The 24,309-nt window shown below is 56.5% G+C and carries 29 protein-coding genes; 15 read left to right on the top strand and 14 right to left on the bottom strand.

Annotation, left to right across the window (positions count from 1 at the left end; genetic code table 11):
- The first annotated feature begins 21 nt into the window (after positions 1-21).
- The gene (locus HMPREF9098_RS08680; RefSeq protein WP_040564399.1) at positions 22-1,416 is read left to right on the top strand and encodes an amino acid permease; all 1,395 of its coding nucleotides are present in this window, start codon (positions 22-24) and stop codon (positions 1,414-1,416) included.
- 158 nt (positions 1,417-1,574) lie between these two features.
- Here the strand turns inward: HMPREF9098_RS08680 and murU are convergent, their stop codons facing one another.
- From murU to HMPREF9098_RS08645, 7 genes are all read right to left on the bottom strand, one after another.
- On the bottom strand, positions 1,575-2,270 hold the full coding sequence (gene murU / locus HMPREF9098_RS08675; RefSeq protein ID WP_040564398.1) for an N-acetylmuramate alpha-1-phosphate uridylyltransferase MurU: 696 nt from the start codon (positions 2,268-2,270) through the stop codon (positions 1,575-1,577).
- An 11-nt stretch (positions 2,271-2,281) separates the two neighbouring features.
- Positions 2,282-2,461 (bottom strand): protein MIGRI, encoded by a 180-nt coding sequence (locus HMPREF9098_RS08670; RefSeq protein ID WP_003783970.1) that lies wholly within the window; start codon positions 2,459-2,461, stop codon positions 2,282-2,284.
- 68 nt (positions 2,462-2,529) lie between these two features.
- On the bottom strand, positions 2,530-2,997 hold the full coding sequence (locus tag HMPREF9098_RS08665) for a hypothetical protein (RefSeq protein WP_040564397.1): 468 nt from the start codon (positions 2,995-2,997) through the stop codon (positions 2,530-2,532).
- 147 nt (positions 2,998-3,144) lie between these two features.
- Positions 3,145-4,644, bottom strand: a complete 1,500-nt coding sequence (locus HMPREF9098_RS08660) for a YifB family Mg chelatase-like AAA ATPase (RefSeq protein ID WP_003783968.1) — start codon at positions 4,642-4,644, stop codon at positions 3,145-3,147.
- A 9-nt stretch (positions 4,645-4,653) separates the two neighbouring features.
- Positions 4,654-4,932, bottom strand: a complete 279-nt coding sequence (locus tag HMPREF9098_RS08655) for an accessory factor UbiK family protein (protein ID WP_003783967.1) — start codon at positions 4,930-4,932, stop codon at positions 4,654-4,656.
- A 118-nt stretch (positions 4,933-5,050) separates the two neighbouring features.
- The gene (locus tag HMPREF9098_RS08650) at positions 5,051-6,610 is read right to left on the bottom strand and encodes a TerC family protein (RefSeq protein ID WP_003783966.1); all 1,560 of its coding nucleotides are present in this window, start codon (positions 6,608-6,610) and stop codon (positions 5,051-5,053) included.
- A gap of 74 nt (positions 6,611-6,684) precedes the next feature.
- Positions 6,685-7,449: an amino acid ABC transporter permease gene (locus HMPREF9098_RS08645; RefSeq protein WP_040564396.1), complete on the bottom strand. Its 765-nt coding sequence runs from the start codon at positions 7,447-7,449 to the stop codon at positions 6,685-6,687.
- Positions 7,450-7,626: 177 nt separating this feature from the next.
- Between HMPREF9098_RS08645 and ribF the strand changes: the two genes are divergently transcribed.
- The 11 genes from ribF (at position 7,627) to HMPREF9098_RS08590 (ending at position 14,886) form a co-directional block, all read left to right on the top strand.
- A complete protein-coding gene (gene ribF / locus HMPREF9098_RS08640) occupies positions 7,627-8,574 on the top strand; it encodes a bifunctional riboflavin kinase/FAD synthetase (protein WP_040564892.1) in 948 nt (315 codons plus the stop codon).
- A 29-nt stretch (positions 8,575-8,603) separates the two neighbouring features.
- Entirely contained in the window at positions 8,604-8,855 is a 252-nt protein-coding gene (locus tag HMPREF9098_RS08635) for a hypothetical protein (RefSeq protein WP_003783963.1), read from the top strand.
- Positions 8,852-9,232 carry a hypothetical protein gene (locus HMPREF9098_RS08630; protein ID WP_003783961.1) on the top strand — a complete coding sequence of 127 codons (381 nt, stop codon included), beginning with the start codon at positions 8,852-8,854 and terminating at the stop codon, positions 9,230-9,232. The genes HMPREF9098_RS08635 and HMPREF9098_RS08630 overlap by 4 nt, the downstream gene beginning before the upstream one ends.
- A 37-nt stretch (positions 9,233-9,269) precedes the next feature.
- Positions 9,270-9,749, top strand: coding sequence for a 2-C-methyl-D-erythritol 2,4-cyclodiphosphate synthase (ispF, locus tag HMPREF9098_RS08625; protein ID WP_003783959.1), 480 nt, complete (start codon positions 9,270-9,272; stop codon positions 9,747-9,749).
- 16 nt (positions 9,750-9,765) lie between these two features.
- A complete protein-coding gene (locus tag HMPREF9098_RS08620; RefSeq protein ID WP_003783957.1) occupies positions 9,766-10,149 on the top strand; it encodes a hypothetical protein in 384 nt (127 codons plus the stop codon).
- Positions 10,150-10,169: 20 nt separating this feature from the next.
- Complete coding sequence (locus HMPREF9098_RS08615; protein WP_003783954.1) at positions 10,170-10,802, top strand: hypothetical protein; 633 nt, start codon at positions 10,170-10,172, stop codon at positions 10,800-10,802.
- 19 nt (positions 10,803-10,821) lie between these two features.
- Positions 10,822-11,265, top strand: a complete 444-nt coding sequence (locus tag HMPREF9098_RS11215; protein WP_003783953.1) for a hypothetical protein — start codon at positions 10,822-10,824, stop codon at positions 11,263-11,265.
- A gap of 264 nt (positions 11,266-11,529) precedes the next feature.
- A complete protein-coding gene (rpiA, locus tag HMPREF9098_RS08605; protein ID WP_040564890.1) occupies positions 11,530-12,198 on the top strand; it encodes a ribose-5-phosphate isomerase RpiA in 669 nt (222 codons plus the stop codon).
- Between the two features lie 12 nt (positions 12,199-12,210).
- Positions 12,211-12,765 (top strand): thermonuclease family protein, encoded by a 555-nt coding sequence (locus HMPREF9098_RS08600; protein ID WP_115324759.1) that lies wholly within the window; start codon positions 12,211-12,213, stop codon positions 12,763-12,765.
- Positions 12,766-12,862: 97 nt separating this feature from the next.
- Positions 12,863-14,326 carry a cysteine--tRNA ligase gene (gene cysS, locus HMPREF9098_RS08595; RefSeq protein ID WP_003783948.1) on the top strand — a complete coding sequence of 488 codons (1,464 nt, stop codon included), beginning with the start codon at positions 12,863-12,865 and terminating at the stop codon, positions 14,324-14,326.
- Positions 14,327-14,397: 71 nt separating this feature from the next.
- Entirely contained in the window at positions 14,398-14,886 is a 489-nt protein-coding gene (locus HMPREF9098_RS08590) for an acyl-CoA thioesterase (protein ID WP_003783946.1), read from the top strand.
- A gap of 76 nt (positions 14,887-14,962) precedes the next feature.
- On the opposite strand, the gene queC is transcribed toward HMPREF9098_RS08590, so the two are convergent.
- Together queC and HMPREF9098_RS08580 are read right to left on the bottom strand one after the other, a co-directional pair.
- Positions 14,963-15,616, bottom strand: a complete 654-nt coding sequence (queC, locus tag HMPREF9098_RS08585) for a 7-cyano-7-deazaguanine synthase QueC (RefSeq protein ID WP_003783944.1) — start codon at positions 15,614-15,616, stop codon at positions 14,963-14,965.
- Positions 15,613-16,269: a DedA family protein gene (locus tag HMPREF9098_RS08580; RefSeq protein WP_040564395.1), complete on the bottom strand. Its 657-nt coding sequence runs from the start codon at positions 16,267-16,269 to the stop codon at positions 15,613-15,615. Before HMPREF9098_RS08580 ends, queC begins: the two co-directional genes overlap by 4 nt.
- Positions 16,270-16,394: 125 nt before the next feature.
- On the opposite strand from HMPREF9098_RS08580, the gene argJ reads away from it, so the two are divergent.
- A complete protein-coding gene (gene argJ, locus HMPREF9098_RS08575; RefSeq protein ID WP_003783940.1) occupies positions 16,395-17,612 on the top strand; it encodes a bifunctional glutamate N-acetyltransferase/amino-acid acetyltransferase ArgJ in 1,218 nt (405 codons plus the stop codon).
- Between the two features lie 89 nt (positions 17,613-17,701).
- Here the strand turns inward: argJ and yidC are convergent, their stop codons facing one another.
- From yidC to HMPREF9098_RS08550, 5 genes are all read right to left on the bottom strand, one after another.
- Positions 17,702-19,372: a membrane protein insertase YidC gene (gene yidC, locus HMPREF9098_RS08570; RefSeq protein WP_003783938.1), complete on the bottom strand. Its 1,671-nt coding sequence runs from the start codon at positions 19,370-19,372 to the stop codon at positions 17,702-17,704.
- Positions 19,373-19,435: 63 nt separating this feature from the next.
- Positions 19,436-19,648: a membrane protein insertion efficiency factor YidD gene (gene yidD / locus HMPREF9098_RS08565; RefSeq protein ID WP_003783936.1), complete on the bottom strand. Its 213-nt coding sequence runs from the start codon at positions 19,646-19,648 to the stop codon at positions 19,436-19,438.
- Positions 19,649-19,652: 4 nt separating this feature from the next.
- Entirely contained in the window at positions 19,653-20,012 is a 360-nt protein-coding gene (gene rnpA, locus HMPREF9098_RS08560; RefSeq protein ID WP_003783934.1) for a ribonuclease P protein component, read from the bottom strand.
- Positions 20,013-20,147, bottom strand: coding sequence for a 50S ribosomal protein L34 (gene rpmH, locus HMPREF9098_RS08555; protein WP_002214728.1), 135 nt, complete (start codon positions 20,145-20,147; stop codon positions 20,013-20,015).
- 185 nt (positions 20,148-20,332) lie between these two features.
- The gene (locus HMPREF9098_RS08550; RefSeq protein ID WP_003783931.1) at positions 20,333-21,181 is read right to left on the bottom strand and encodes an SPFH domain-containing protein; all 849 of its coding nucleotides are present in this window, start codon (positions 21,179-21,181) and stop codon (positions 20,333-20,335) included.
- A 326-nt stretch (positions 21,182-21,507) separates the two neighbouring features.
- Here HMPREF9098_RS08550 and dnaA point away from each other — a divergent pair, with 326 nt between their 5' ends.
- Together dnaA and dnaN are read left to right on the top strand one after the other, a co-directional pair.
- Positions 21,508-23,079 (top strand): chromosomal replication initiator protein DnaA, encoded by a 1,572-nt coding sequence (gene dnaA, locus HMPREF9098_RS08545; RefSeq protein ID WP_040564394.1) that lies wholly within the window; start codon positions 21,508-21,510, stop codon positions 23,077-23,079.
- 58 nt (positions 23,080-23,137) lie between these two features.
- Positions 23,138-24,241: a DNA polymerase III subunit beta gene (dnaN, locus tag HMPREF9098_RS08540; RefSeq protein ID WP_003783927.1), complete on the top strand. Its 1,104-nt coding sequence runs from the start codon at positions 23,138-23,140 to the stop codon at positions 24,239-24,241.
- Positions 24,242-24,309 lie beyond the last annotated feature (68 nt).

Genomic DNA, 24,309 nt, shown 5'->3' with positions numbered 1-24,309 from the left:
TCCAAAAGTAAAGGAACGCTTATGAGCAACGACCACACGCCACACGGTTTGCAGCGCAATCTGAAAAACCGTCACTTGCAGCTTATCGCCATCGGCGGAGCCATCGGCACCGGCCTGTTTATGGGCTCGGGGAAAACCATTCACTTGGCCGGCCCTTCCGTGCTGCTGACTTATGTCATCATCGGTACGTTTCTGTTTTTTATCATGCGTGCCATGGGTGAGCTGCTGCTTTCAAATTTGGAATATAAATCGTTCACCGATTTCACTTACGATTTGCTGGGCCCTGCCGCCGGTTTCTTTGTGGGCTGGACATACTGGTTCTGCTGGGTCGTTATCGGCATGGCCGACATCATCGCAATTACGGGCTATACGCAGTTTTGGTGGCCGGATGTGCCGCTGTGGCTGCCCGGGCTTTTATGTATCTTGATTATGGCGGGCATGAACCTGCTCACGGTGAAACTGTTCGGCGAAATGGAATTTTGGTTCGCATTGATTAAAATCATCGCCATTTTGCTGCTGGTGGTGGTTGGTCTGTTCTTGGTGTTCACCGGCTTTATCGACCCGTCTTCCGGCGAAAAAGCTTCGTTTGCGCACTTGTGGAACAAAGGCGGCTTCTTCCCGAACGGCATCGGCGGCTTCTTCTCCGCCTTCCAAATCGCCGTATTTGCCTTTGTCGGCATTGAATTGGTCGGCACGGCGGCTGCGGAAACCAAAGACCCGGAAACCAACCTGCCCAAAGCCATCAACCGCATCCCCGTCCGCGTTATCATATTTTATGTGCTGGCGCTGGGCGTGATTATGACGGTAACGCCGTGGAGCGAAGTGAATCCGGCCAAAAGCCCGTTCGTGAACATGTTCACCCTTATCGGCATTCCGATTGCCGCAGGTTTGGTGAATTTGGTGGTGCTCACTTCCGCACTGTCCTCTGCCAACGGCGGCATGTTCTCCACCGGCCGCATGCTGTACGGCTTGTCCGCCGCCGATGTGGCACCAAAAATGTTCTCCAAGCTGAACCGCAACGGCGTACCGGCCACCGGACTGCTGTATTCCTGCCTTTACTTGGTTGTGGGGATTTTCCTGCTCTACCAAAGCGGCGACATCATGGATATGTTCACCATCGTCACCACGGTTTCCAGCATCGGCTTCATTTTCGTGTGGATTATGATTTTGCTGGCCTATCTGAAATACCGCAAAACCCGTCCGCAACTGCATGAAAAATCCATCTACAAACTGCCCGGCGGCACAACCACCATTTGGCTGTGCATGGCATTCCTGGCGTTTGTACTGGTATTGTTCTCGCTGGATGCCGACACACGCCTCGGCCTGATGTACATGCCGCTGTGGTTCATTGTGTGCGGTATCCTGTATTGGCTGCTGTACCGCCGCAACCATCCGGCAAACCAAAAACAAGGTTGATGAAACTGCAGGCTGCTTTGAATCACGTTAAAAGCAGCCTGCACCTTTTGGCGGATACGGTGGCAGCCTGTTTACCGCATTACCGCACACCGCCACACGCAAAAAAGCAGCCTGCACTTTGAATTTCCCAAGTGCAGGCTGCTTTTTGCATTGCCGATTCAATCCCAACCTTGTGCCAAATCATTCGCCTCCGCCAGCCGCTCCTGCGTGCCCACGTCCAGCCACAAGCCGTCATACCATTGCCCCGAAACCTTGCCTTGCGCCATGGCCGCGCGCAATAGCGGTGCCAATTTGGCAGGCGTATGTGCCGGCGTATCGGCAAACAGCTGCGGCATATAAATCCCCACGCCGCTGAACGTCCCCACCGTCCCTTGCGCCTTATCCTGCGACACCGATTCCCCTTGCAGGGCAAAATCGCCTTCCGGATGATGCGGCGGATTCGGCACCAGCCACAAATGCGCCAGCTGCCCCTGCTGCTGCATTTTTTGGGCAATCTGCGGCGCGTCGCCAAAAGGAATCTGCGTCAGTACATCGCCGTTCACCACCAAAAACGGTTCGTCGCCCAAAAGCGGCAACGCCGTGGCAATACCGCCCGCCGTTTCCAAACCGCCCGCCGTTTCGGGCGAATAGGCAATGCGCACACCGTATGCGCCGCCGTCGCCCAAGGTTTCTTCAATTTGCCGCCCCAGCCAGGCATGGTTAATCACAATCTCGTCAAATCCGGCCGCCCGCAGGCGGCGCAAATGCCAGCCAATCAGCGGCTCTTTGCCCACGCGCAGCAACGGTTTAGGCGTGTGATCGGTCAGCGGACGCATTCTTTCGCCTCGTCCGGCGGCTAAAATCATGGCTTTCATGGCGTTCCCCGTCAGCCCTGCCACGCGGCGCGCAGCAAGACGAATGCTGCAACCAGCAGCAGGATTTTGGCCACCAGCGATACGGTTTCGTGCACAACCTGGCGGTGGCGGCGGCTGAAAAAGCGGCACACCGTCCAACCCAGCAGGCACAACACCAGCACGGTGATGGCATAACGTGTGAGTATGTTCATAAATCAACAAGAGTGCAGGCTGCTTTTGAATCGGCTCAAAAGCAGCCTGCACTTTCATGCCGGACAGATTAACGGTTCAATCGGGCAGTGGCCGCGCGGTCTAATTTGCACGAATCCAAAATAATGCTTTGTTGTGCGCCCGCGCCCTGTCCCACCGACAATTTGCCGCCGTCCACTTGGGTCACGTTGTCCGCGGTGGCCGGCATGGTCGTCCATACGGTGGTGCGGCTGTTGTCCTGGCTGATGAAGCGGTTCATGGGAACGAAGCCGTCGCGCCACATGCCCGGCGTAATCTGGCGGCCGATTTTCAGTTGCGCCACCACGATATCGTTGCCCTTAAAGCCATACATGGCGGTGACTTTCTGCGGTGTCAGTTTGCCGTTGATTTCCACTTGGCAGGTGTATGCCACCTCTTTTTTACCGTCGATTTCGCTGCCGTTATTGGCGGCCGGCGTGCTGGCAGGCGCAGCCGTTGCGGCAAACGAACAGGCGGCCAGAACTGCGGCCAGCAAAGTACGGGTTTGAATCGGTTTCATAAACAACTCCTTAAAAAACGGCCGTGATGCCGTGTTGGAAAAATGAAAAATTAAACGCAATCGGCGGCGGCTTGTCAAATCCGCAGCCTTGCTTTTACGCATGATTAACCTGATTTTGCGCAACCGCGCCGCGCCTGCACGCCGATTTTACACAGCGCGCCGGAAGCTGATGGCGCGGATAACGTGTTGTCGCGACACTTCTTCGTCGCCCGACAAATCCGCCAGCGTGCGTGCCACGCGCAAAATGCGGTGGAAGCTGCGTGCCGACAAAGACAGTTTCTCCAGCATAGTACCCAAGGCTTCGCGCGCTTCCCTGCCAATGCGGGCTTCGCTGTCCAATTCGGTGGCGGACAGGCGCGCGTTGGTTTTGCCTTGCCGCGCATATTGTCGTTCACGTGCCGCCAAAACGCGCCGCAACACACTGCCGCTGTCTTCGCCGGCCTGCGCATTAACCAAATCGGCGGCGGACAGGGCGGGCACTTCAATCGTCAAATCAATACGGTCGAGCAGCGGGCCGGAAATGCGGTCGCGGTAACGTTTGATGCTGTCGGGCGTGCAGCGGCAGGGTTTGGACGGATGGCCCAAATAGCCGCACGGACACGGGTTCATGGCGGCCACCAGTTGAAATTGTGCCGGATAAGTGGCTTGGCGGGTGGCGCGCGAAATGTGAATCTCCCCCGTTTCCAGCGGCTCGCGCAGCATTTCCAGCACGCGGCGGTCGAATTCGGGCAGCTCGTCCAAAAACAATACGCCGTGGTGTGCCAATGAAATTTCGCCGGGTTTCGGGTCGGAACCGCCGCCCACCAGTGCCGCCGCGCTGGCGGAATGGTGCGGATTCCGAAACGGGCGGCGCGTATCCAGGTGCAGGCTGCTTTGTTGGCCGGGCAGCAGGGAACGCAGCGTCCACACGCTCATCAGTTCGTCATCGGTCAGCGGCGGCAGGATGGACGGCAGCCGTTGCGCCAGCATGGATTTGCCTGTGCCGGGCGGCCCCATCATCAGCAGGCTGTGCCCGCCCGCCGCGGCAATTTCCAACGCCAAACGCGCGGTCTGCTGCCCTTTCACATCGCGCAAATCGGGCAACGGCGCGCCATCGGCGGCGGGCAATGCGGTGCGTCGGTAATCCGGCAAGGTTTGCGCACCGTTCAAATGCGCCGCCACTTCCGCCAGGCAGCCTGCACCGTAGGCTTTAATTTTGGGCAGGACGGCGGTTTGCCGGGCGTTTTCCGCAGGCAGGATAAAGGCGCGGCCGGACTGCTGCCCCTGCCACGCCATCGCCAATGCGCCGCGCACCGGACGCAATGCGCCCGACAATGCCAATTCGCCGGCCAATTCGTATTGCGCCAAATGGTCGCAGGCAATTTGGCCGCTGGCCGCCAAAATCCCGATGGCAATCGGCAAATCGAACCGCCCGGACTCTTTCGGCAAATCGGCCGGTGCCAGATTGACCGTGATTTTCTGCATGGGGAATTCAAAGCCGCTCTGCAAAATGGCGGCGCGCACACGGTCGCGGCTTTCCTTCACTTCTGTATCGGGCAGGCCGACCAGGTTGCATTGCGGCAGCCCGTTGGCCAGGTGCACTTCCACCTCCACCAACGGGGCGTTCATGCCGCACAAGGCACGGCTGTTCACCACCGCAAAACTCATCGCCCGTCCTTATTTTTTCACGGTTTTTTTGCCTGTTTCCGCTTTGGGTGCAGGCTGCATTTGCGCTTCCAGAGCCGCCAGGCGCGCTTCCAGTTCGCTCAATTTCGTGCGCGTTTTAATCAGAATCTGCTGCTGGATGTCGAACTCTTCGCGCGTTACCACGTCCATTTTGTTCAACGCGCCGTGCAGCATGGCTTTGGCGTTTTTCTCCATATCTTTGGCGGGGCTGTTCGCCAGCGTTTCGCTGACTTTTTGGCTGAAATCTTCAAACAACTGTTTGGCAATCATGATACGGCTCCTGTTTCGGTAAACAATGAAAATCTTTCAAACGAAAGCGATTTTAAACCAGTTCGTCGGCTTTGCAAAACGCGGCGCGGCAAGGTGCAGGCTGCTTTTTGCGGCAGTTTTACTCTTCTTCGGGCACGGGGCGGATGGTGACGCGTTCGATTTTGTGCCCCGCTTTTTCGGTGACTTCAAACCGCCAGCCGTGGAATTCGATGGCATCGCCCACTTCGGGCAAATCGCCCAGCTGCTCCATAATCAGGCCGGCCACCGTGTGAAAGGCTGCATCTTCGGCTTGCAGCGGCAATCCGAGTTGCGGCGCGAGTTCCACATATTCCAGCGTGCCGTCCACCGTCAGGCTGGCATCGGGATTGGCCTGCACGGCCGGTTCGTCTTGGCGCTCGAACTCTTCGGGGAATTCGCCGGCAATGGTTTCCAGCAGGTCTTTCATGGTGACCATGCCCAAAATCGCGCCGAATTCGTCCACCACCAAAGCGTAATCCGCGCTGTGTTTGCGGAACAATTCGATGGCCATCAGCGCAGTGGCGCTTTCGGGCAGCATGAGTGGCTGTTTCAAAGCAGCCTGCACATTCCAATCGCCCGTTTCCAGCACGTTGGTCAGCAAATCTTTTTTGTTGATATAGCCCAAAGGTTCGTCCACGCCGGCCTTGCCCACCACCAACAGGCGGGAATACGGGCATTGGATGAGCTTGGCCTTTTGCTCGTCTTTGCTTTGCGAAATATCCAGCCGCTCGATGTCGCTACGCGGAATCATCACGCCGAAAATGGGGCGTTCGGCCAGCGTCAGCACGCTGCGAATCATGGATTTCTCGTTTTCTTCAAAATGCGTGTTGTCGTCCGATGCACCGCCGTCGCCCGCCAGCAGGCTTTCGCGTATGCCCATCATGCCCAACACATTTTCGGCGGTGCGCTGCCGCCACGAGCTGCTGATGTAGTCGTTTTTCTTGGTATTTTTCTGCGAAACCTGGTTAAACACCTCAATCAAAATAGAGAATCCGATAGCGGCATATAAATAACCTTTCGGGATATGGAAGTGGAAAGCTTCGGCAATCAGGCTGAAACCAATCATCAGCAAAAAGCCCAAACACAGCATCACAACGGTCGGGTGTTTATCGACAAATTCGGTAAGCGGCTTGCTGGCCATAATCATCAGCACCATGGCAATGGCCACGGCCGCCATCGCCACCACAATGTGTTCCACCATCGCCACGGCGGTAATTACGCTGTCGATGGAGAACACGGCGTCCAGCACCAGAATCTGCGCGACAACAGCCCAAAAGGCGGCGTGTTTTTTGTGCTGGTCGGCCACTTGGAAATGGTTGGCGCCTTCCAGCCGTTCGTGCAACTCGGTGGTAGCTTTGTAGAGCAGGAAAATGCCGCCGCCGAACATAATCAGGTCTTTGCCCGAAACATGTTGCTGCCCGATTTGGAACAGCGGCTCGGTCAGCGAAATGATTTTCGCCATAAAGGCCAGCATGACGAAGCGAATCAGCACGGCCAGCGACAAACCGGTGATTCGGGCGCGGTCGCGCAGGGCGGGTTTGACTTTGTTTGCCAGAATCGCCACAAAAACCAGGTTGTCGATGCCCAGCACGACTTCCAAAATCAGCAAGGTGACCAGGCCAACCCAGGTTTGCGGCTCGGCAAGCCAACTAATATCCATAATGTTTTATTTCTCCGTATATGGGAAAAGCAGCCTTCTCCCTCAAACGAAAGTGCAGGCTGCTTTGAAAGCGTTCAGCGTTGGTGGGCGGTGTTGTATTTCTTCTCCAAGCGGGCGAATATCCAACTTAACCCCATCGACAAAATCAGATAAATCAGCGCGACCGTATAAAGCGGCGCTTCGTAAATCGAGTAACGCCCCGAAATCGTGCTCTGCACATACGCCAGCTCCGCCACGGCAATGGCCGAAAGTAAAGAACTGTCTTTCATCAGCGTAATAAATTCGTTGGCCAGCGGCGGTAGCATTCGGCGCAATGCCTGCGGCAGAATCACATAGCGCATGGCTTGGGCATACGTCAGCCCCAAAGAGCGGGCAGCTTCCATTTGGCCGCGGTCAATCGACTGGATGCCGGCGCGGAAGATTTCGGTGATGTACGCGCCCGCGTTCACGGTCAATGCCAATACACCCGCCACCAACGGCCCATAGTTGCGGCGGACTTCGGCGGCCGCATCACCGCTCAAAATCCAGCCGTCCGCCGGATTGACCAGCGCGACCGACCATACGAAATGCCAGATAAAAATCTGCACAAACAACGGCGTGCCGCGGAACAGGGTCACATAAATCAGCGACAGCGTGCGCAACAGCCATGCGATACCGCGCAGAAAAACGCCACCCTTCTCAAAACGGATAATCCGCGCCAACGCGCCGAACAAGCCCAACACACTGCCCCCCAGCACGGCAACGGTAGTCAGCTTTAAAGTCATCAATGCGCCGGTCAAAAACATTTGGCGGTATTCCCAAATGATTTGCATTTGGCGGCTTTCCAGTATCCAGTCCATAAAATCAGTCCAATATTTTCAGGCCGCGTGCAGGCTGCTTTCGGCGCTGCTTTTTGCACGGCACACAACAAAACCGCGTATTTTACAATAAAATTCCGTTTCTTGTATGCAAAACGTATGAAGCCGGCCGCAAACTGGTTACAATGGCGCACTTTACAGACTTTCCGCACGTTCATGATGAAGATTTGGTTCGGGCAAAACGCGCCCCATCTGCCGCAGGGCAGCGCATTAACCATCGGCAATTTCGACGGCGTCCACACGGGGCACCGCCATATCCTGCAACGCCTGCATGTTCAGGCGCAGGAGCGCAACCTCCACGCCATCGCCATGATTTTCGAACCGCAGCCGGCGGAATTTTTCAGCCGCGCCGCAAAGCAGCCTGCACCCAGCCGCATCACACCCCTGCGCGACAAACTGCACCTTTTGGCGCAGACCGGCTGCCTGCACGGCGTTTGGGTGCAGCGTTTCAACGCGCATTGCGCCCAAACCGAAGCCGAAGACTTCATCCGCAACACCTTGCGCGAACGGCTCAATACGCGCTATCTGCTGGTGGGCGACGATTTCCGCTTCGGCAAAGCGCGCGGCGGCGATTTCGCCCTGCTGTCGGCGCAGGCCGATTTCGTTACCGAGCGCACGCCCAGCATTTTGGTGGCCGGCGAACGCGCCAGCAGCACCGCCGTGCGTCAAGCATTGGCCGAAGGCAGCCTGCACCGCGCCGAACAGATTTTGGGACACGGCTACAGCTTGAGCGGCCGCGTCAAACACGGCGCGAAAATCGGGCGCACTTTGGGTTGCCCCACTGCAAATATTCATTTACCATCACACACATACGCATTGCAAGGCGTATTTGTCGTCAGCGTGCGCGGCGCGTTTGGCGAATGCGCGGGCGTGGCATCGTTCGGGCGCAACCCCACCGTGTCCGACACCCCCGCCGCCAAGCTGGAAGTGCACCTGCTGGATTTCCACGGCGACTTATACGGCCAGCGCCTGCACATCCGCTTTCTGCACAAACTGCGCGACGAAATCAAATTTGCCGACTTGGGCAGCCTGCAAACGCAAATCGCCGCCGACATACTGGCCGCACGGCAATGGCATGCCGCCCGCGCCCAATCGCAGCAGCAGTAAGCCCACCAGCCACCGCGAAGGAGTGGATTATGGACGGTTCCGCACTTATCATCCTGTTTACCTGCATACTGATTCTGGTCATTGCCATCCCCACCCTCCATTCCCTGCGCAGCCGCGAGCGCGAACTGGGCTACCCGAAAGAGCACGAAACGCTGGAAGATGTCCGCTTCCTGGTCGGCCTGAACGAAGAAATACTGGCGCAAAGCTGTTACCGCCGCGTGACCGGAGGCAGCCTGCGCGACGCCAAAAAATACATCGAAGCCCTGAAGAAAAACACATGATCCGCCGCATTACCGTTTTATTCCTCGCTGCCGCGCTGGCAGCCTGCACCTTGCCCGCCGCCACTGTCGGCCCCGTGTCGCAACTACAATGGTTTGCCTATACCGACGCGCAAGGCCAACGCATCCTCGCCGCCCCGAAAACCGCCGGCGAAGCACGCACAAAGGCATGGCAAGGCTGGCTGCAACAACACCGCAGCGCGTGGCGGCAAGACCGGCAGCCCGTTACCGGCCCGACACAATGGTGCGCCACATGGCAGGAAGCGCAACGCAAACAAGAAGTCTGCCGGCGCGGCGGCACACTGGTGCATTTCCAATACGGCGTATTGCGCGATGAAGCCGCCATTCAAGCGGCACAGAAGATTTGGCTGGGCTATTAATAAAGCAGCCTGCACTTTCACTATCCAAGGAAACCCCATGAATATCCGTATCGGACAAGGCTACGACGTCCACCAGCTCGTTGAAGGCCGCCCCCTGATTTTGGGCGGTGTTACCATTCCCCACAGCAAAGGCCTGCTCGGTCACTCCGATGCCGACGCCCTGCTGCACGCCATCACCGACGCCCTCTTGGGTGCCGCCGCTTTGGGCGACATCGGCAAACTCTTCCCCGACACCGCCGCCGAACACAAAGACGCCGACAGCCGACACCTGCTGCGCGAAGCCTACCAAGCCGTACAACGTGCAGGCTGGCGCGTGGTGAACGTGGACAGCACCGTCATCGCCCAACAACCCAAACTGCGCCCACACATCGACGCCATGCGCGCCAACATCGCCGCCGACTTGGGGCTGCCGCTGGAATGCGTCAATATCAAAGGCAAAACCAACGAAAAACTCGGCTACCTGGGGCGCGAAGAAGCGGTTGAAGCGCAGGCAGTCGTGCTTCTGGCGGCCGTTTGAGTGCAGGCTGCCTGAAATGTGCGACACTCCGTCACACGGCATCCTGTTCTGCCGCTGCGCCGTCCCTACAGACGATCCGCGCCCCCAATGGACTCTGCGCCGCTATCACGGCCACGACTGGGCGGACTTGGAAATCGGCCGCTGCCTGCAACTGCATTATCCCGCCCAAACGCAGGATTTTGCCAATCAGCTCATTGCCGCACTCAACAATGCGCCGCAGTTTGATTTCGACTACACGCCCGCCGAAGGCGACGTGCTAAACGTGAAACCAGGCGCAGGCAGCCTGCACAAAATGATCGAACTGGAATTCACCGCAGGACAGTGGCGGCAACAAAACCAAGACAGCAGCCATTTGAACCGCAAACTCACCATCGGCAGCGGCGTGATAAAACAGCTATAAGCAGCCTGCACAGCAACCCTATGAACTACGACACCCTGCACCAAAACTTTATTTTGCTCGCCCCCGCCACGCTGAACCAATATTTAGCGGACGGCACGTTTTGGCAGACATTCACCGACTGCCTGTCCCCGCTCGTCTCCCCCATAAAAGGCATGCCACACGTCAAAGCCGCGCAATACGACGGGCGCAAAGCCGTGAAACTGGGGCGGCTGTCTTGGCGCGCGGACGTGCTGCAAAAACTGACGGACAACTACCGCCAAAGCAGTCATCCCGACACATTCTTCTTTGAATTTTTGTCCGCCTATTTTCCAAACCTTTCCGCCTGCGTCAAACAAAACGAAACGCCAAAATTAACGCTGGCGCTAGAACAGCCGTACAACCAGCCTTACAGCAGCCTGCTGCTCAGCCTGTGCCAAGATTATTTTGACGATTTGGGTGCGGCTTTCGTTTCGGATACCGTGAACCGGCTGTCGCAGCATATCGGCGCGACTTTACGCCTGCACAAGCAGCGGCCGTATGCCTATCCTGCCGCTTCGTCGTCCCACGGCGCGTGGACGGACAGCATCCAAGACCTGAGCGCGCATACGGCGGCAGAATGGGACGGCAGGAAATGGCATATTGCGGAAGCATTCGCGGACTGGGCGGCATTTTGACATTCAGGCAGCCTGCACCATGAAAAAACAGAAACTGAACCATTTCCTAAAACACGGCAGCCTGAAAACCGCCCGCATCGGCATGAGCCGCAAAGCCTTTAAAAAGCAAAATCTGAAGCGCGGTAAAAAACATTTTTTCAACGACTGCAACCCGTCCGCCGGATTTTCTTATTTTCTGGGCGGTTTTGAAATCGGCTTTTACCGAAATAAAATCGCCTACCTTTCTGCCGATTTGCACCGCGCCAAATACTTTGTTGGCAAAACGCGCATCCGCCCCGATTCGCCGTTGCCGCATTTCCTACGCGCCCTGTCTGCCGCCGGCATCGCATGGCAATTACAGGCACACCGCTTTGAGCCGCAATGCTGCGAAATCCTAACTGAAGGCGGGATATTGGCGGTATACGAATTTACAGCGGATAGCGGATATTTCGGCAAACTGGTTGCCGTGCGGCAGCCGTTTTAAAGCAGCCTGCACCACGGGCAGAAACCGTGCGGCGAGGCAGCGTGGTGCGCGGCAAGACGCGCGCAAACTATAAATTACTGATTATAGTGGATTAAAATAAAAATGAGACAAGGCGGCGAGCCGCAAGGCGTACAAGTAGTACGTCAAGGCGAGCCAACGCCGTATCATTGCAATTTTAATTCACTATATTATTGATTAACCAACATGCAGGCTGCTTTTCGAGTACGCCAAAAGCAGCCTGCACCCCACTTTGGAAGGAAAAACATCATGACTCAAGACGATTTGAAACGGCTGGCCGCCGAAAAAGCGGTCGAATTCGTGCCTGAAGGCGAATACATCGGCATCGGCACCGGCAGCACGATTAACTTTTTTATTGAAGCGCTGGGCAAAAGCGGCAAAAAAGTCAAAGGCGCGGTCACCACGTCCGACAAAAGCCGCGAGCTGATGGCGAAATACGAAATCCCCGAAATCCATGCCAACGAAGTTTCGCGGCTGGGCATTTACATCGACGGCGCGGACGAAATCAACCACACGCTGCAAATGATTAAAGGCGGCGGCGCGGCGCTGCTGCCCGAAAAAATCGTCGCCAAATTGGCCGAACGCTTCATCTGCATTGCCGATGAAAGCAAATATGTGGCGCGGCTGGGCAAATTCCCGCTGCCGATTGAAGTCGTGCCGATGGCGCGTTCGATGGTGGCGCGGCAGATTGTGCTGTTGGGCGGCCAACCCGAGCTGCGTATCGGCTGCAAAACGCTGCACTGCAACGAAATTTTGGACGTACGCGGCTTGGATTTGAGCCAGCCTTTGAGCATGGAGCGCGAATTGAACAAAATCACGGGCTTGGTGGAAAACGGCCTGTTTGCCGAACGGGCGGCGGATTTGCTGATTTTGGCGCGCGAATCGGGCATCGAACTGATTCAACCGCATGTGTAAAGGATTGCAGCGATGAAAAAAACGATGACGTTAAGCGCCGCCCTGCTTTCGGGCTTTATCCTGCTCTCTTCCGCCTGCGCCAAATCGGTCGAAGTCGAAAATCCGGAGCAGGCGGATAATGCCCGCATTTATCACGCCACCGTGAAAAACGTGCACGACGGCGACACCATCCGCGTAACCGACGGCCACGGCCGCGAAATCCGCATCCGCATGGCGTATATCGACGCGCCGGAATTGAATCAGGCGCACGGCCAAAGCAGCCGCGACGCACTGCGCACCGTACTGCAACGCCAAAACGTGCAGATTGAGGTGTTCGATACCGACCAATACGGCCGCCAAGTAGCGCGCGTGCTGCTGGACGGGCGCGATGTGAATTTGCAGCAAATACGGCAGGGCAACGCGTGGCACTACCGCAGCATTGCCCGCCGCAACCAAAACCCCGCCGATTATGCGCAATACGAACGCAGCGAAGCCGCCGCCAAGCAGGAACGCGCCGGCCTGTGGCGCGACCGCAACCCGATGGCACCTTGGACGTACCGCCAGCAACAACGGCGGAACGAACAATAACGCCTGAAAAAGCAGCCTGCACTTCGAAAAACAGAAGGTGCAGGCTGCTTTTCGCTGCCGGCCACACCCTGCCCCATTTAAAGCAGTCTTTGCTATAATGGCATATTTTTCAACCGCCAACCGCCATCGAGGCCGCAACATGCCCATCACCCTCTACAACACCCTCACACGCCAAAAAGAAGAATTTGTCCCGCTCAATCCCGAAAACGTCCGCATGTACGTCTGCGGCATGACCGTCTATGACTACTGCCACCTCGGCCACGCGCGCGTGCTGGTCGTGTTCGACATGATTGCCCGCTGGCTGCGGCAGCACGGCTATCCGCTCACTTATGTGCGCAACATCACCGATATTGACGACAAAATCATTGCCCGCGCCAACGAAAACGGCGAAACCATCGGCGAACTCACCGCGCGCTTTATCGCCGCCATGAACGAAGACAGCGACGCGCTGGGCGTGCTGCGTCCCGACATCGAGCCAAAAGCCACCGAACACATCGGCCAAATGATTGCCATGATTGAAGATTTGGTCGCCAACGGCAAAGCCTATCCCGCGCCCAACGGCGACGTGTATTACGCCGTGCGCGAATTTGCCGAATACGGCCAGCTTTCCGGCAAATCGCTGGACGACCTGCGCGCCGGCGAGCGCGTGGACGTGGATGCCAACAAGCGCGACCCTTTGGACTTCGTGCTGTGGAAAGCCGCCAAACCAGGCGAGCCTTCATGGGAAAGCCCGTGGGGCAACGGCCGTCCCGGCTGGCACATCGAATGTTCGGCCATGGGCGGCGAACTGTTCGGGCAAACGTTTGACATTCACGGCGGCGGAGCGGATTTGCAGTTCCCGCACCATGAAAACGAAATCGCCCAAAGCTGCGGCGCACACGGCGGACTGTGCGGCCACGATGCGCCCCATGCGGCAGGCAAACGCATCAACAGCCATGTGAAATACTGGCTGCACAACGGCTTTATCCGCGTGGACAACGAAAAAATGTCCAAATCTCTGGGCAATTTCTTCACCATCCGCGACGTGCTGAAAAAATACGCGCCCGAAGTCGTGCGATTCTTCATTTTGCGCGCGCATTACCGCAGCCCGCTCAATTATTCGGACGCGCATTTGGACGATGCCAAAAACTCGCTCGCGCGGCTTTACAACACGCTGGGCAACGTGCAGGCTGCCGAATTCGCCGTGCGCGAAGACGCGAACGACTACACGCGCCGCTTCTTCGCCGCAATGGACGACGATTTCAACACCGCCGAAGCCATGTCCGTGCTGTTCGAGCTGGCGAACGAAGCCAACAAAACGGGCAGCGCGGAACTTGCAGGCTGCCTGAAAGCCTTGGGCGGCACTTTGGGGCTGCTGCAAGACGACCCGCAGCACTTCCTGCAAAGCGGCGGTGAAGAAGGCGGCTTGTCGGCGGACGAAATCGAAGCGCTCATCACCCAACGCAAAACAGCGCGCGAAACCAAAAACTGGGCGGAAAGCGACCGCATCCGCGACCTTTTGGCGGAACACAAAATCCTGCTGAAAGACGGCGCGGACGGCACAACTTGGACGCGCGGATAATAAGTGCAGGCTGCTTTTTGCGCATTCCAAAAGCAGCCTGCACCTGAAAACACTCTGAAAAGGACACCACCATGCAAGAAAACATCCCTCAACACGAACTGCAAATGTCGGTGCTGATGACGCCCGACATGGCCAATTTCAGCGGCAACGTCCACGGCGGCGACTTGCTCAAACTGCTCGACCAAGTGGCCTATGCCTGCGCCAGCCGCTATTCGGGCTTCTACTGCGTTACCCTGTCGGTAGACAAGGTTACTTTCAAAGAGCCGATTTATGTGGGCGAACTGGTCACCTTCCTCGCCAGCGTGAACATGGTCGGCCGCACCTCGATGGAAGTGGGCATCCGCGTGGAAGCGCAAAACATCCGCGACCGCACCACGCGCCACACCAATTCCTGCTACTTCACCATGGTGGCGATGGACAACGGCAAACCCGTGCCCGTGCCCGAACTGGTGCTGGTCACCGAACAACAACGCTGCCGCCACACCGCCGCGCAACACCGAAAGCAACTGCGTTTGCAAGAAGCACAGGCGCACGACAGCCTGCCGTGTAACGCAGCCTAATCCCATTTTTACAATGAAAAAGCAGCCTGCACTTTCATTTTCAAAGTGCAGGCTGCTTTTTTATCGCCGACTAACATCACGCGGCTGATTTCTCCGCCAGATATTCCGCCAACCCGCGTTCGCGCAAAACGCAGCTCGGGCATTCGTGGCAACCGCCGTCCACGCCCAAATAGCAGGTGTGCGTGCGCGTGCGGATATAGTCCAGCACGCCCAATTCGTCCGCCAACGCCCACGTTTCCTTTTTGGTCAGATACATCAGCGGCGTGTGCAGGCGGAAATCGTAGGCCATCGCCAAATTGAGTGTCACGTTCATCGACTGCACGAAAATCTGGCGGCAGTCGGGATAGCCCGAAAAATCGGTTTCGCACACACCGATAAAAATATCGCGGATATTCTGCGATTTGGCATAAATAGCGGCATAAAGCAGAAACAATGCGTTGCGCCCGTCCACAAACGTATTGGGCATACCTTGAGCATCGGTTTCGATGGCCGCCTGCGCGTCGGTCAGCGCGTTGTGCGTGATGGCGGTGATGAGCGACAAATCCAGCACGGTTTGGCGGATGCCCAGCTCTTGGGCGATGGACGCGGCGCGTTCCAGCTCAATGCCGTGCCGCTGGCCGTAGGCAAACGTGATGGCTTGCACGTTTTCCGCGCCGTATTGCTGCATGGCTTGGAACAGGCAGGTGGTGGAGTCTTGCCCGCCGGAAAAAACAACCAGTGCCTGCGTCATGATGATTGTCCTTGCCGTGCGCCGAATTTGGCGCGGAACATTTCAACGGCAATGGGCAGCACGGACACGAAAATAATCCCGATGACCACTTTGCCGAAATTGTCTTTCACCACGGGCAGATTGCCGAAGCCGTAGCCCAGATAAGTCAGCAATACAACCCACAGCAGGCCGCCGATGATGTTGTAGCGGATAAAGCGGCCATAGTGCATTTTGCCCATGCCGGCAACGAACGGGGCGAAGGTGCGCACAATCGGCACGAACCGCGCCAGAATAATGGTTTTGCCGCCGTATTTGTCGTAAAACGCGTGGGTTTTGGCCAGATATTCCTGCTTGAAGATTTTGCTGTTGGGATTGGAAAACAGTTTTTCGCCGAAGAATTTGCCGATGGTGAAGTTGAATGCGTCGCCCAAAATTGCCGCGGCCAGCAGCACCAGCACGACAACGTGGACATTCAGATTACCGGCGGACGATGCGGCCACCGCACCTGCGGCAAACAGAAGCGAATCGCCCGGCAGCACGGGCGTGACCACCAGCCCGGTTTCACAGAAGACGATAAGGAACAAAATGACATACAGCCACGCGCCGTATTCTGCGGTGAGCGTGACCAAGTGTTTGTCGATGTGCAGGATAAAATCGATAATTTGCATGAGCATGATGTGCAGGCTGCTTTCTGAAAGGCGGGGCGGATGCCGTGTGGTCAAAAGCCGTTATTTTATGCTACATTGTCTTTATCCACCAAATTCCATTCGTTTAACCCGAAAGCAAAAAGGAGACGCCGATGGCTGTAAACCTGATCGAAAAATCGCCCGACCAACTGCATTTCATTGCCGGTGTGCAACTTTTCACGGCGCAGGCGGGCATTAAAAAACCGCAGCATGATGATGTAACGCTGATGCTGTTGTCGCCCGAAAGCACGGTGGGGGCAGTGTTCACGCAAAACAAATTTTGCGCCGCGCCCGTGCGTGTGGCCAAGCGGCATTTGTTCGGCGGGCACGGCATCCGCGCGCTGGTGGTGAACACGGGCAATGCCAACGCGGGTACCGGCGCAACGGGCGAGCAGCACGCGTTGCAAATGTGCGAAGCGGCGGCGAAACAGGCAGGCTGCACCGCAGAACAGGTGCTGCCGTTTTCCACCGGCGTGATTTTGGAACCGCTGCCGATTCAAAAAATCGTGGCCGCGCTGCCCTCTGCCCGCCCCGTGGATTGGGGCTTGGCGGCACGCGCCATCATGACGACCGACACCGTGGCTAAATCGGCCAGCGCGCAGGGGCAGGTGGGCAACCGCCACTCGGTGCAGGTAACCGGCATTGCCAAAGGCGCGGGCATGATTTGCCCGAACATGGCGACCATGCTGGGCTTTATCGCCACCGATGCCAAAATCGCCCAGCCCGTGTTGCAGCAAATGACGGAAGAGATTGCCGATGAAACGTTCAACTGCATTACGGTGGACGGCGACACCAGCACCAACGACAGTTTTGTCATCATCGCCACCGGCCAAAGCGGGCAAAACGAAATCGACAACATCGCCGACCCGCGCTATGCCCAAGTGTATGCGCTGGTGAAACAAGTGGCGCTGGAATTGGCGCAGGCGATTGTGCGCGACGGCGAAGGCGCAAGCAAATTCATCACCATTCGGGTGGAAAATGCAGGCAGCCTGCACGATGCCAAAAAAATCGCCTATGCCATTGCCCATTCGCCGCTGGTGAAAACCGCCTTTTCCGCTGGCGACCCGAATTTGGGGCGCATTTTAGCGGCGGTGGGCTATTCGGGTGCGGCGGTGGACACGGATAAGCTGCGGCTGTATTTGGGCGATGTGCTGGTGGCGGAGAACGGCGGACGCGCAACGGGCTACCGCGAAGAAGACGGCCAACGCGTGATGAAGGAAGCCGAAATTTCCGTGCGCGTGGACGTGCAGGCCGGCCGCCACAATGCCACGGTCTATACCTGCGATTTCACGAAAGAATATGTCGCCATTAACGCGGACTACCGAAGCTGATATGACCTTTCGGCGGGGCGAATAAAAAGTGCAGGCTGCTTTTCAAGGTTTAAAAGCAGCCTGCACTTTCATTTTCACGGGATTTCCCGTTATTTTTTACCCTTGCCTTTACCCGGCGCAGGTTCTTTGTCCAACACTTGCGGTTCGGTCGCCAGTTTTTCGCTTTGGCGGTTGATGTGCCATTGCTGGGCGATGGTCAGCAGGTTGTTCACCACATAATACAGCACCAATCCTGCGGGGAAGAAGAAGAACATGACGGAGAACATCAGCGGCATGATTTTCATCATCTGTGCCTGGGTCGGGTCGCTGGGCGGCGGGTTCAGCGTGGTTTGGAACCACATGGTGGCCGCCATCAGAATCGGCAGGATAAAGAACGGGTCGGGGCGCGACAGGTCGGTAATCCAGCCCAGCCAAGGCGCTTGGCGCAATTCCACCGACAGGAAAATCATCCAGTACAGGCCGATGAAAATCGGCATTTGCACCAGCATGGGCAGGCAGCCGCCCAAAGGATTGATTTTTTCGTCGCGGTACAGCTTCATCATGGCCTGCTGCAAGCCCATTTTGTCGTCGCCGTATTGTTTTTTCAATGCTTCCATTTTGGGCGCAACGGTGCGCATTTTCGCCATGGAGCGGTAGGCTTTGTTATTGAGCGGATACAGAATCGCTTTCACGATAATGGTCAGCACGATAATCGCCCAGCCCCAGTTGTTAATCAGGCTGTGCAGCCAGTTAAGCAGGGCGAACAGTGGCGCGGCAAAAATATGCACGCGACCGTAGTCTTTGGTCAGCTCGAATTTGGGCGATACGGTTTTCAAAATGCTGGTGATTTGCGGGCCGGCATAAAGCTGCGCGCCAAAACTTTGGCTGCTGCCTGCGGCCACCTGAACGGGCGCGACATTCACGCCGGAACTGTACAGGTTGTCGCTGCGTTTTTTCATATTGACGGTGCAGGCTGCTTTTTCGCAGATGTTGCTGCCCTCTTGCGGCTGCATAATCCATGCCGACACGAAATAATGCTGAATCATGCCCACATAACCGCCGGTGGCTTTGCGCTGGTATTCGGCGGTGTCTTTGCCGGTTTGGAAATCGTCGTCCAAATCGCTGTATTTCACTTTTTGGAATTCGTCGCTGTCGGGCGTGTACACCACGGGGCCGTTATAGCTGCTCATGAACCAGCCTTCGCCCTCCGGCTTGCTGTTATCGCGTACCACTTGGTAATTCGTGCCGACCTGAATCGGCGCGGAACCTGTGTTTTTCACGTCAAAGCGCACATTCACCAAATAGCTGTTTTTGCGGAAGGTGTACACTTTGTCGATGTTCACGCCGTTGGCCGCCTGTGCGCTCAGTTTCACTTCCAGCGTATCGCCCGATAGAGTGTAGTTTTTCTGCGCGCTGCTGAATGTGAGACCTTCCAGCCAGTTTTTGCCGTTCGCATCCACCAGCTCGGATTGCGCAATATACGTCAGCGGCTTGCCGTCTGCCAGCAAAACGAATTTTTGCTGCTCGTCCGCCGCAGAGTTGTATTGGTTCAGGGTCATGCCGCGCAAATCGCCACTTTTCTCGTCAATCACCGCCTGCACGGTATCCGTGTTCACGGTGATGGGGCTGGTGGCGCCCAATGGGGAAGCAGCCTGCACTTGCGCTTGCTGCGCAGTCGCCGTGGCGGCGGTGTTCGGCTGCGGGCTGGGGTACATTTGCCCGTAGCCCCACAGAATCAGCATGGACAATGCTGTGGCAATAAACAGTCGTTTGGCATCCATTGTGAGATTTCCTTATTCGGTTTGAAACCATTGCAGCGCCGGGAAGCCTGCAAAAGTTCCGTTTCAAGGGACCGGGTCATATCCGCTGCCGCCCCAAGGGTGGCAGCGGCACAAGCGTTTCGCGGTCAGGCACGCACCTCTGCACGCGCCGTGTTTGCGCAGGGCTTCGACGGCATATTGGGAACACGTCGGCACATAGCGGCAGCGCGGCGGGAAAAGCGGGCTGATGGCCAGTTGGTAAAACCGGACCAGCCCTAACAAAACGGTTCGCAGCATGATTTCATTCTTTCGTTTTTTGCGCGGTGGGCGGCAGCATCATTTCGCACAATTCCTGCCTGGCCTGCGGCGCGCTGTCTTTATCGAATGCCTTTCGGACGCGCACCACAAAATCGTGCGGCGGCAAAACGCATTGATGCCGCCGAAACCATTCGCGGATGACCCGTTTCATATAGTTGCGGCGGTTGGCGCGTTTGGCGGCTTTTTTGCTAACCACCAAACCGAGTCTGGCAAAGCCTTGCACATTGTTTTCCAAGCGCAGCACCTGCAAAAATTCCCGCGAACGCTGCTTACGAAGTGCAAAAACGGAAGAGAACTCTTCCGTTTTTAATAAGCGGCAGGCTTTGCCGAAGCCCTGTTCCAATTACACAGCCAAACGTTTGCGGCCTTTGGCACGGCGTGCTGCCAATACGGCGCGACCGCCGCGGGTTTTTGAGCGCACCAAAAAGCCGTGTGTGCGTTTGCGTTTGGTAACTGAAGGTTGGTAAGTGCGTTTCATTTTGAATATCCTAATTAAATTTCGGGGAAAATTAAACGCGCAATTAAACCTGTTTTATCGTGTTTTGTCAATCAAAATAAGCAGGTGTTCGGCGGGCGCATACAGCAAAAAGCAGCCTGCACCCTGTTTTCCAAGGTGCAGGCTGCTTTTGATTCAAAAGGCAGGCGGGTAAACCGCGGTATCCGTCAGTTGCCGCTCACGTTCAGCACGGGCGATGCGTTTTCTTCGCTCAGCAGCACAGTCATCATGCTGGTGACCAGGCGCGCTTTTTCGCTGTCGGTCATTTGAACGATATTGCGCCGCTCCAATTCCGACACTGTGCCGCCCACCATGGCGATTGCGCCGCGCACCAAGGCTTGGCGTGCCAAAATCACGGCTTCCGCCTGCTGGCGGCGCAACATGGCTTGTGCGATTTCGGGCGCATACGTCAAATGGGTGAAGCGCACTTCGTCAATCGAAATTCCCGCCACTTCCACGCGCTCCTGCAGCATTTGCTGGAACTGCGCCAGAATGGTTTGCGAGTGCCCCGTCAAACTGTCCGCGCTGCCATCGTTGGCATACGGGTGGTGGGTTGCCAGCGCGCGTAACGCGCCTTCGCTCTGCACGTTCAGGAAATGGTAGGCATTTTCCACATCCAGCACGGCAGCGGCGGGGTTTTCGATGTGGTACACAATCGCGGCGGCAATTTCAATCGGCGTGCCGGAAGAATCGTTCACTTTCAGCGTATCGGTCACATAGTTGCCCGTTTTGAGCGACACGGTTTGCGTGTGGTAAAACGGAATCAGCCAGTAAAAACCGGCATGCGACAAAATACCGGCGTATTTGCCGAACAGCGTGCCCACCAGCGCAACATTCGGCTGCACCACGCGGAAACGGGTAAACAGATAAAAATACGGCACGCCCAAAATAGCGGCAAAAGCACCGTTCTCCAATGCCGCACTGCCAACACCCACACCGATAACCAACAAAATCACTAGTGCGACAAAGCCGTTCAGGTACGGCATTTCGTATTTTTTGCTGTATGTTTGACTCATCAGTTTTCCTTTCCTTGACTGTGGTGGGAGAATGCGTGAATCATACCATCAATTTCACTTGAATGCAAATGTATTCGCATAAAATGCAAATGATTTTTCACAATACAGAGCGCAGGCTGCCATCGGTCTGAATCCTTGATTCAGCGAACCGATGTGCGTGCCTGCGGTACTGCTTTTTGTGCTTACCCGCGCAACACTTATCCACAAAGCGGCGAATATTGGGTATAATTTCCGCCCAATCAAAAGCCTGCACGCGAGCCATTTATCCACAAGCGGCACCCATTGGATTCCCCGTTTTCCAACCTCTATTTTCTTTGAGCATTTTCATGAAGTTAGCTGATTTTTGGGCGCAAGCGCTGCGCCGCCTTCATTCTGAACTGAGCGAACAGCAGTTCAACCGCGCCATTGCCCCCGTCACGCTGGGCGAGCAGGACGGCGCGTGGGTGCTGTATGCCAAAAACCAGTTCGCCGTGAATCTGCTGCGTTCGCAATACGCGGCGAAGATTGCCGCGCTGCAGGCGGAACTTGCGCCCGACGCACCTGCCGTGTGCTACAAAATCGGCAGCGGGGCAACGTGCGCGATGGTGGATGCCGATGTGCAGGCTGCTTTTTCCGCATCGCCTGCCACCGAATCGCCCGAAGAAAAAAGCAGCCTGCACATGGAAACCGCATCCAAAACGACAGGCAAAAAAAGCAAAAAGGCCAGCGCCACCGCCATTTTGCAGGAGCGCATGAACAACCTGCGCCCCGACCAGCCGACCCGGCACACCCCCGCCGCCGATGTGCAGGCTGCTTCTGCCGCCGTGCAGGACAGCGCTGCCCCCGCCATCGAACAGGAGAAACAGCGCGAAGCCGCCGAACAGCGCCACACGCAGACCAACCTGTCGTCCGAATACACGTTTGACACGCTGGTGGTGGGCAAGGGCAACCAGCTGCCCGTGCAGGTGGCGATGAGCATTGCCGAAAACCCGGGCGACAATATGTATAACCCTTTTTTCGTGTACGGCTCCACCGGCTTGGGTAAAACCCACTTGGTGCAGGCCGTCGGCAACCGCCTGCTGGCGCTGAATCCGGCCGCCAAAGTGCGCTATATGCACTCGAACGAATACCTGAAAACCTTCATGACCACCGTGAAAAACAAAAGCTGGGACGCGTTCAAACAGCAATATCTGCACTACGACCTGCTCATCATTGACGACATCCAGTTCATTCAGGGCAAAGACCGCACCATGGAAGAATTCTTCTTCCTGTTCGAGCATTTCCATTCGCGCAACCAGCAAATCATTTTGACCTGCGACCAGCTGCCCAGCGGCTTGGAGCACATGGAAAAACGGCTGATTTCGCGCTTCTCTTGGGGCATGACCGTGCGCATCGAACCACCCGAATTGGAAATGCGTATCGACATTTTGGAACACAAAGCCAAAAAAATGGACATCCAGTTTGACGAAGGTGCGGCATTGTTTATCGCCCAAAACGTGAAAGCCAGCGTGCGCGAGCTGGAAGGCGCGCTGAACCGCGTCATTGCCCGCTGCCGCTTTGAAAAGCGCAACGTCATCGACATCGACCTGGCCACCAGCGCGCTGCAAGACATCATCGTCAGCAACTACAAACCGATTACCGCCGACCTCATCATGAAAACCGTGGCGGACTATTACCGCATCCGCATCAGCGACCTGCTCGGCAAAAAACGCACGCGCAACATCGCCCGGCCGCGCCAAATCGCCATGGCGCTGACCAAAGAACTCACCACGCTGAGCCTGCCGGCCATCGGCGACGCATTCGGCGGCCGCGACCACACCACCGTGATGCACGCCGTCAAAGCCGTGACCAAACTGCGCAGGGACGAGCCCGAACTGGAACAGGACTACGGCAAACTGCTGATTCTGATACAAAACTGATTAAGTACCCCAAAGCATTCCATAAATTCCATAAACTTACATTAAGAAAGAACCCATCATGTTGATTTTAGAAACCGGTCGCGACGACCTGCTCAAACCCCTGCAAGCCGTTACCGGCATTGTCGAACGCAAACACACGCTGCCCATCTTGTCGAACATCCTGCTGCAAAGCGAAAACGGACAGGTGCAGCTTTTGGCCACCGATTTGGAAATCCAAATCCACACATTGGGCGCGCAAGGCGCACAACCCGATTTCCGCATCACCACCAATGCGAAGAAATTGCAGGACATTCTGCGCGCCCTGCCCGATTCTTCCACCGTGCAACTGGATTTGGCCGACCACAAACTCACGCTCAAAGCAGGCAAATCGCGCTTTAACCTGCAAACCCTGCCGGCGCAGGATTTCCCCACCATGAACGTGGACGAAAACACGTCCGCTGCCTTCGCACTGCCACAGGAAACCCTGAAACACATGATTTCGCAGGTGCAGCACAGCATGGCGGTGCAAGACATCCGCTTTTACCTGAACGGCCTGCTCATGCAGACCGAAGGCAACCAGCTGCGTTTGGTGGCCACAGACGGGCACCGCCTCGCATTCACATCCGCCACGCTGGAAACCGAACTGCCGAAACACGACGTGATTCTGCCGCGCAAAACCGTGCTGGAACTGAACAAACTGCTCACCCAGCCCAAAGAAAACGTGGTGGTGGAACTTTTGGACAACCAAATCCGCTTCCGCTGCAACGACACCGTGATTGTCAGCAAAGTGATTGACGGCCGCTTCCCCGACTATAACCGCGTCATCCCGATGGACAATAAAAACATTTTCGTGATTGACCGCCTGTCCCTGCTGGGCGCGTTGGAGCGTTCGTCCATTTTGGCCAACGAAAAATTCCGCGGTGTGCGCCTGCTGGTGCAACCGGGCAGCCTGCACATCACCTGCACCAACAACGAACAGGAAGAAGCCAGCGAAGAATTGGACATCGCCTATCAGGGCGAAAGCCTGGATGTGGGCTTCAACATCACCTTCCTGCTGGATTTGCTGCGCAACGTGCACAGCGACGAAGTGCAACTGGCCTTCGGCTCGGCCGACCGCGCCACCTTGTTCACCGTTCCGAACCGCCCGGAATTCAAATACGTTGTAATGCCGATGCGCATTTAATCCAACCATCCGCCGATAATAACGAGTGCAGGCTGCTTTTAAACCTAAAAAAGCAGCCTGCACATTAA

Source organism: Kingella denitrificans ATCC 33394 (genome assembly GCF_000190695.1).
Lineage (GTDB): Bacteria > Pseudomonadota > Gammaproteobacteria > Burkholderiales > Neisseriaceae > Kingella_A > Kingella_A denitrificans.
The sequence above is the reverse complement of the archived record's forward strand: the minus strand, read 5'-3'. Positions and strand labels throughout refer to the sequence as shown.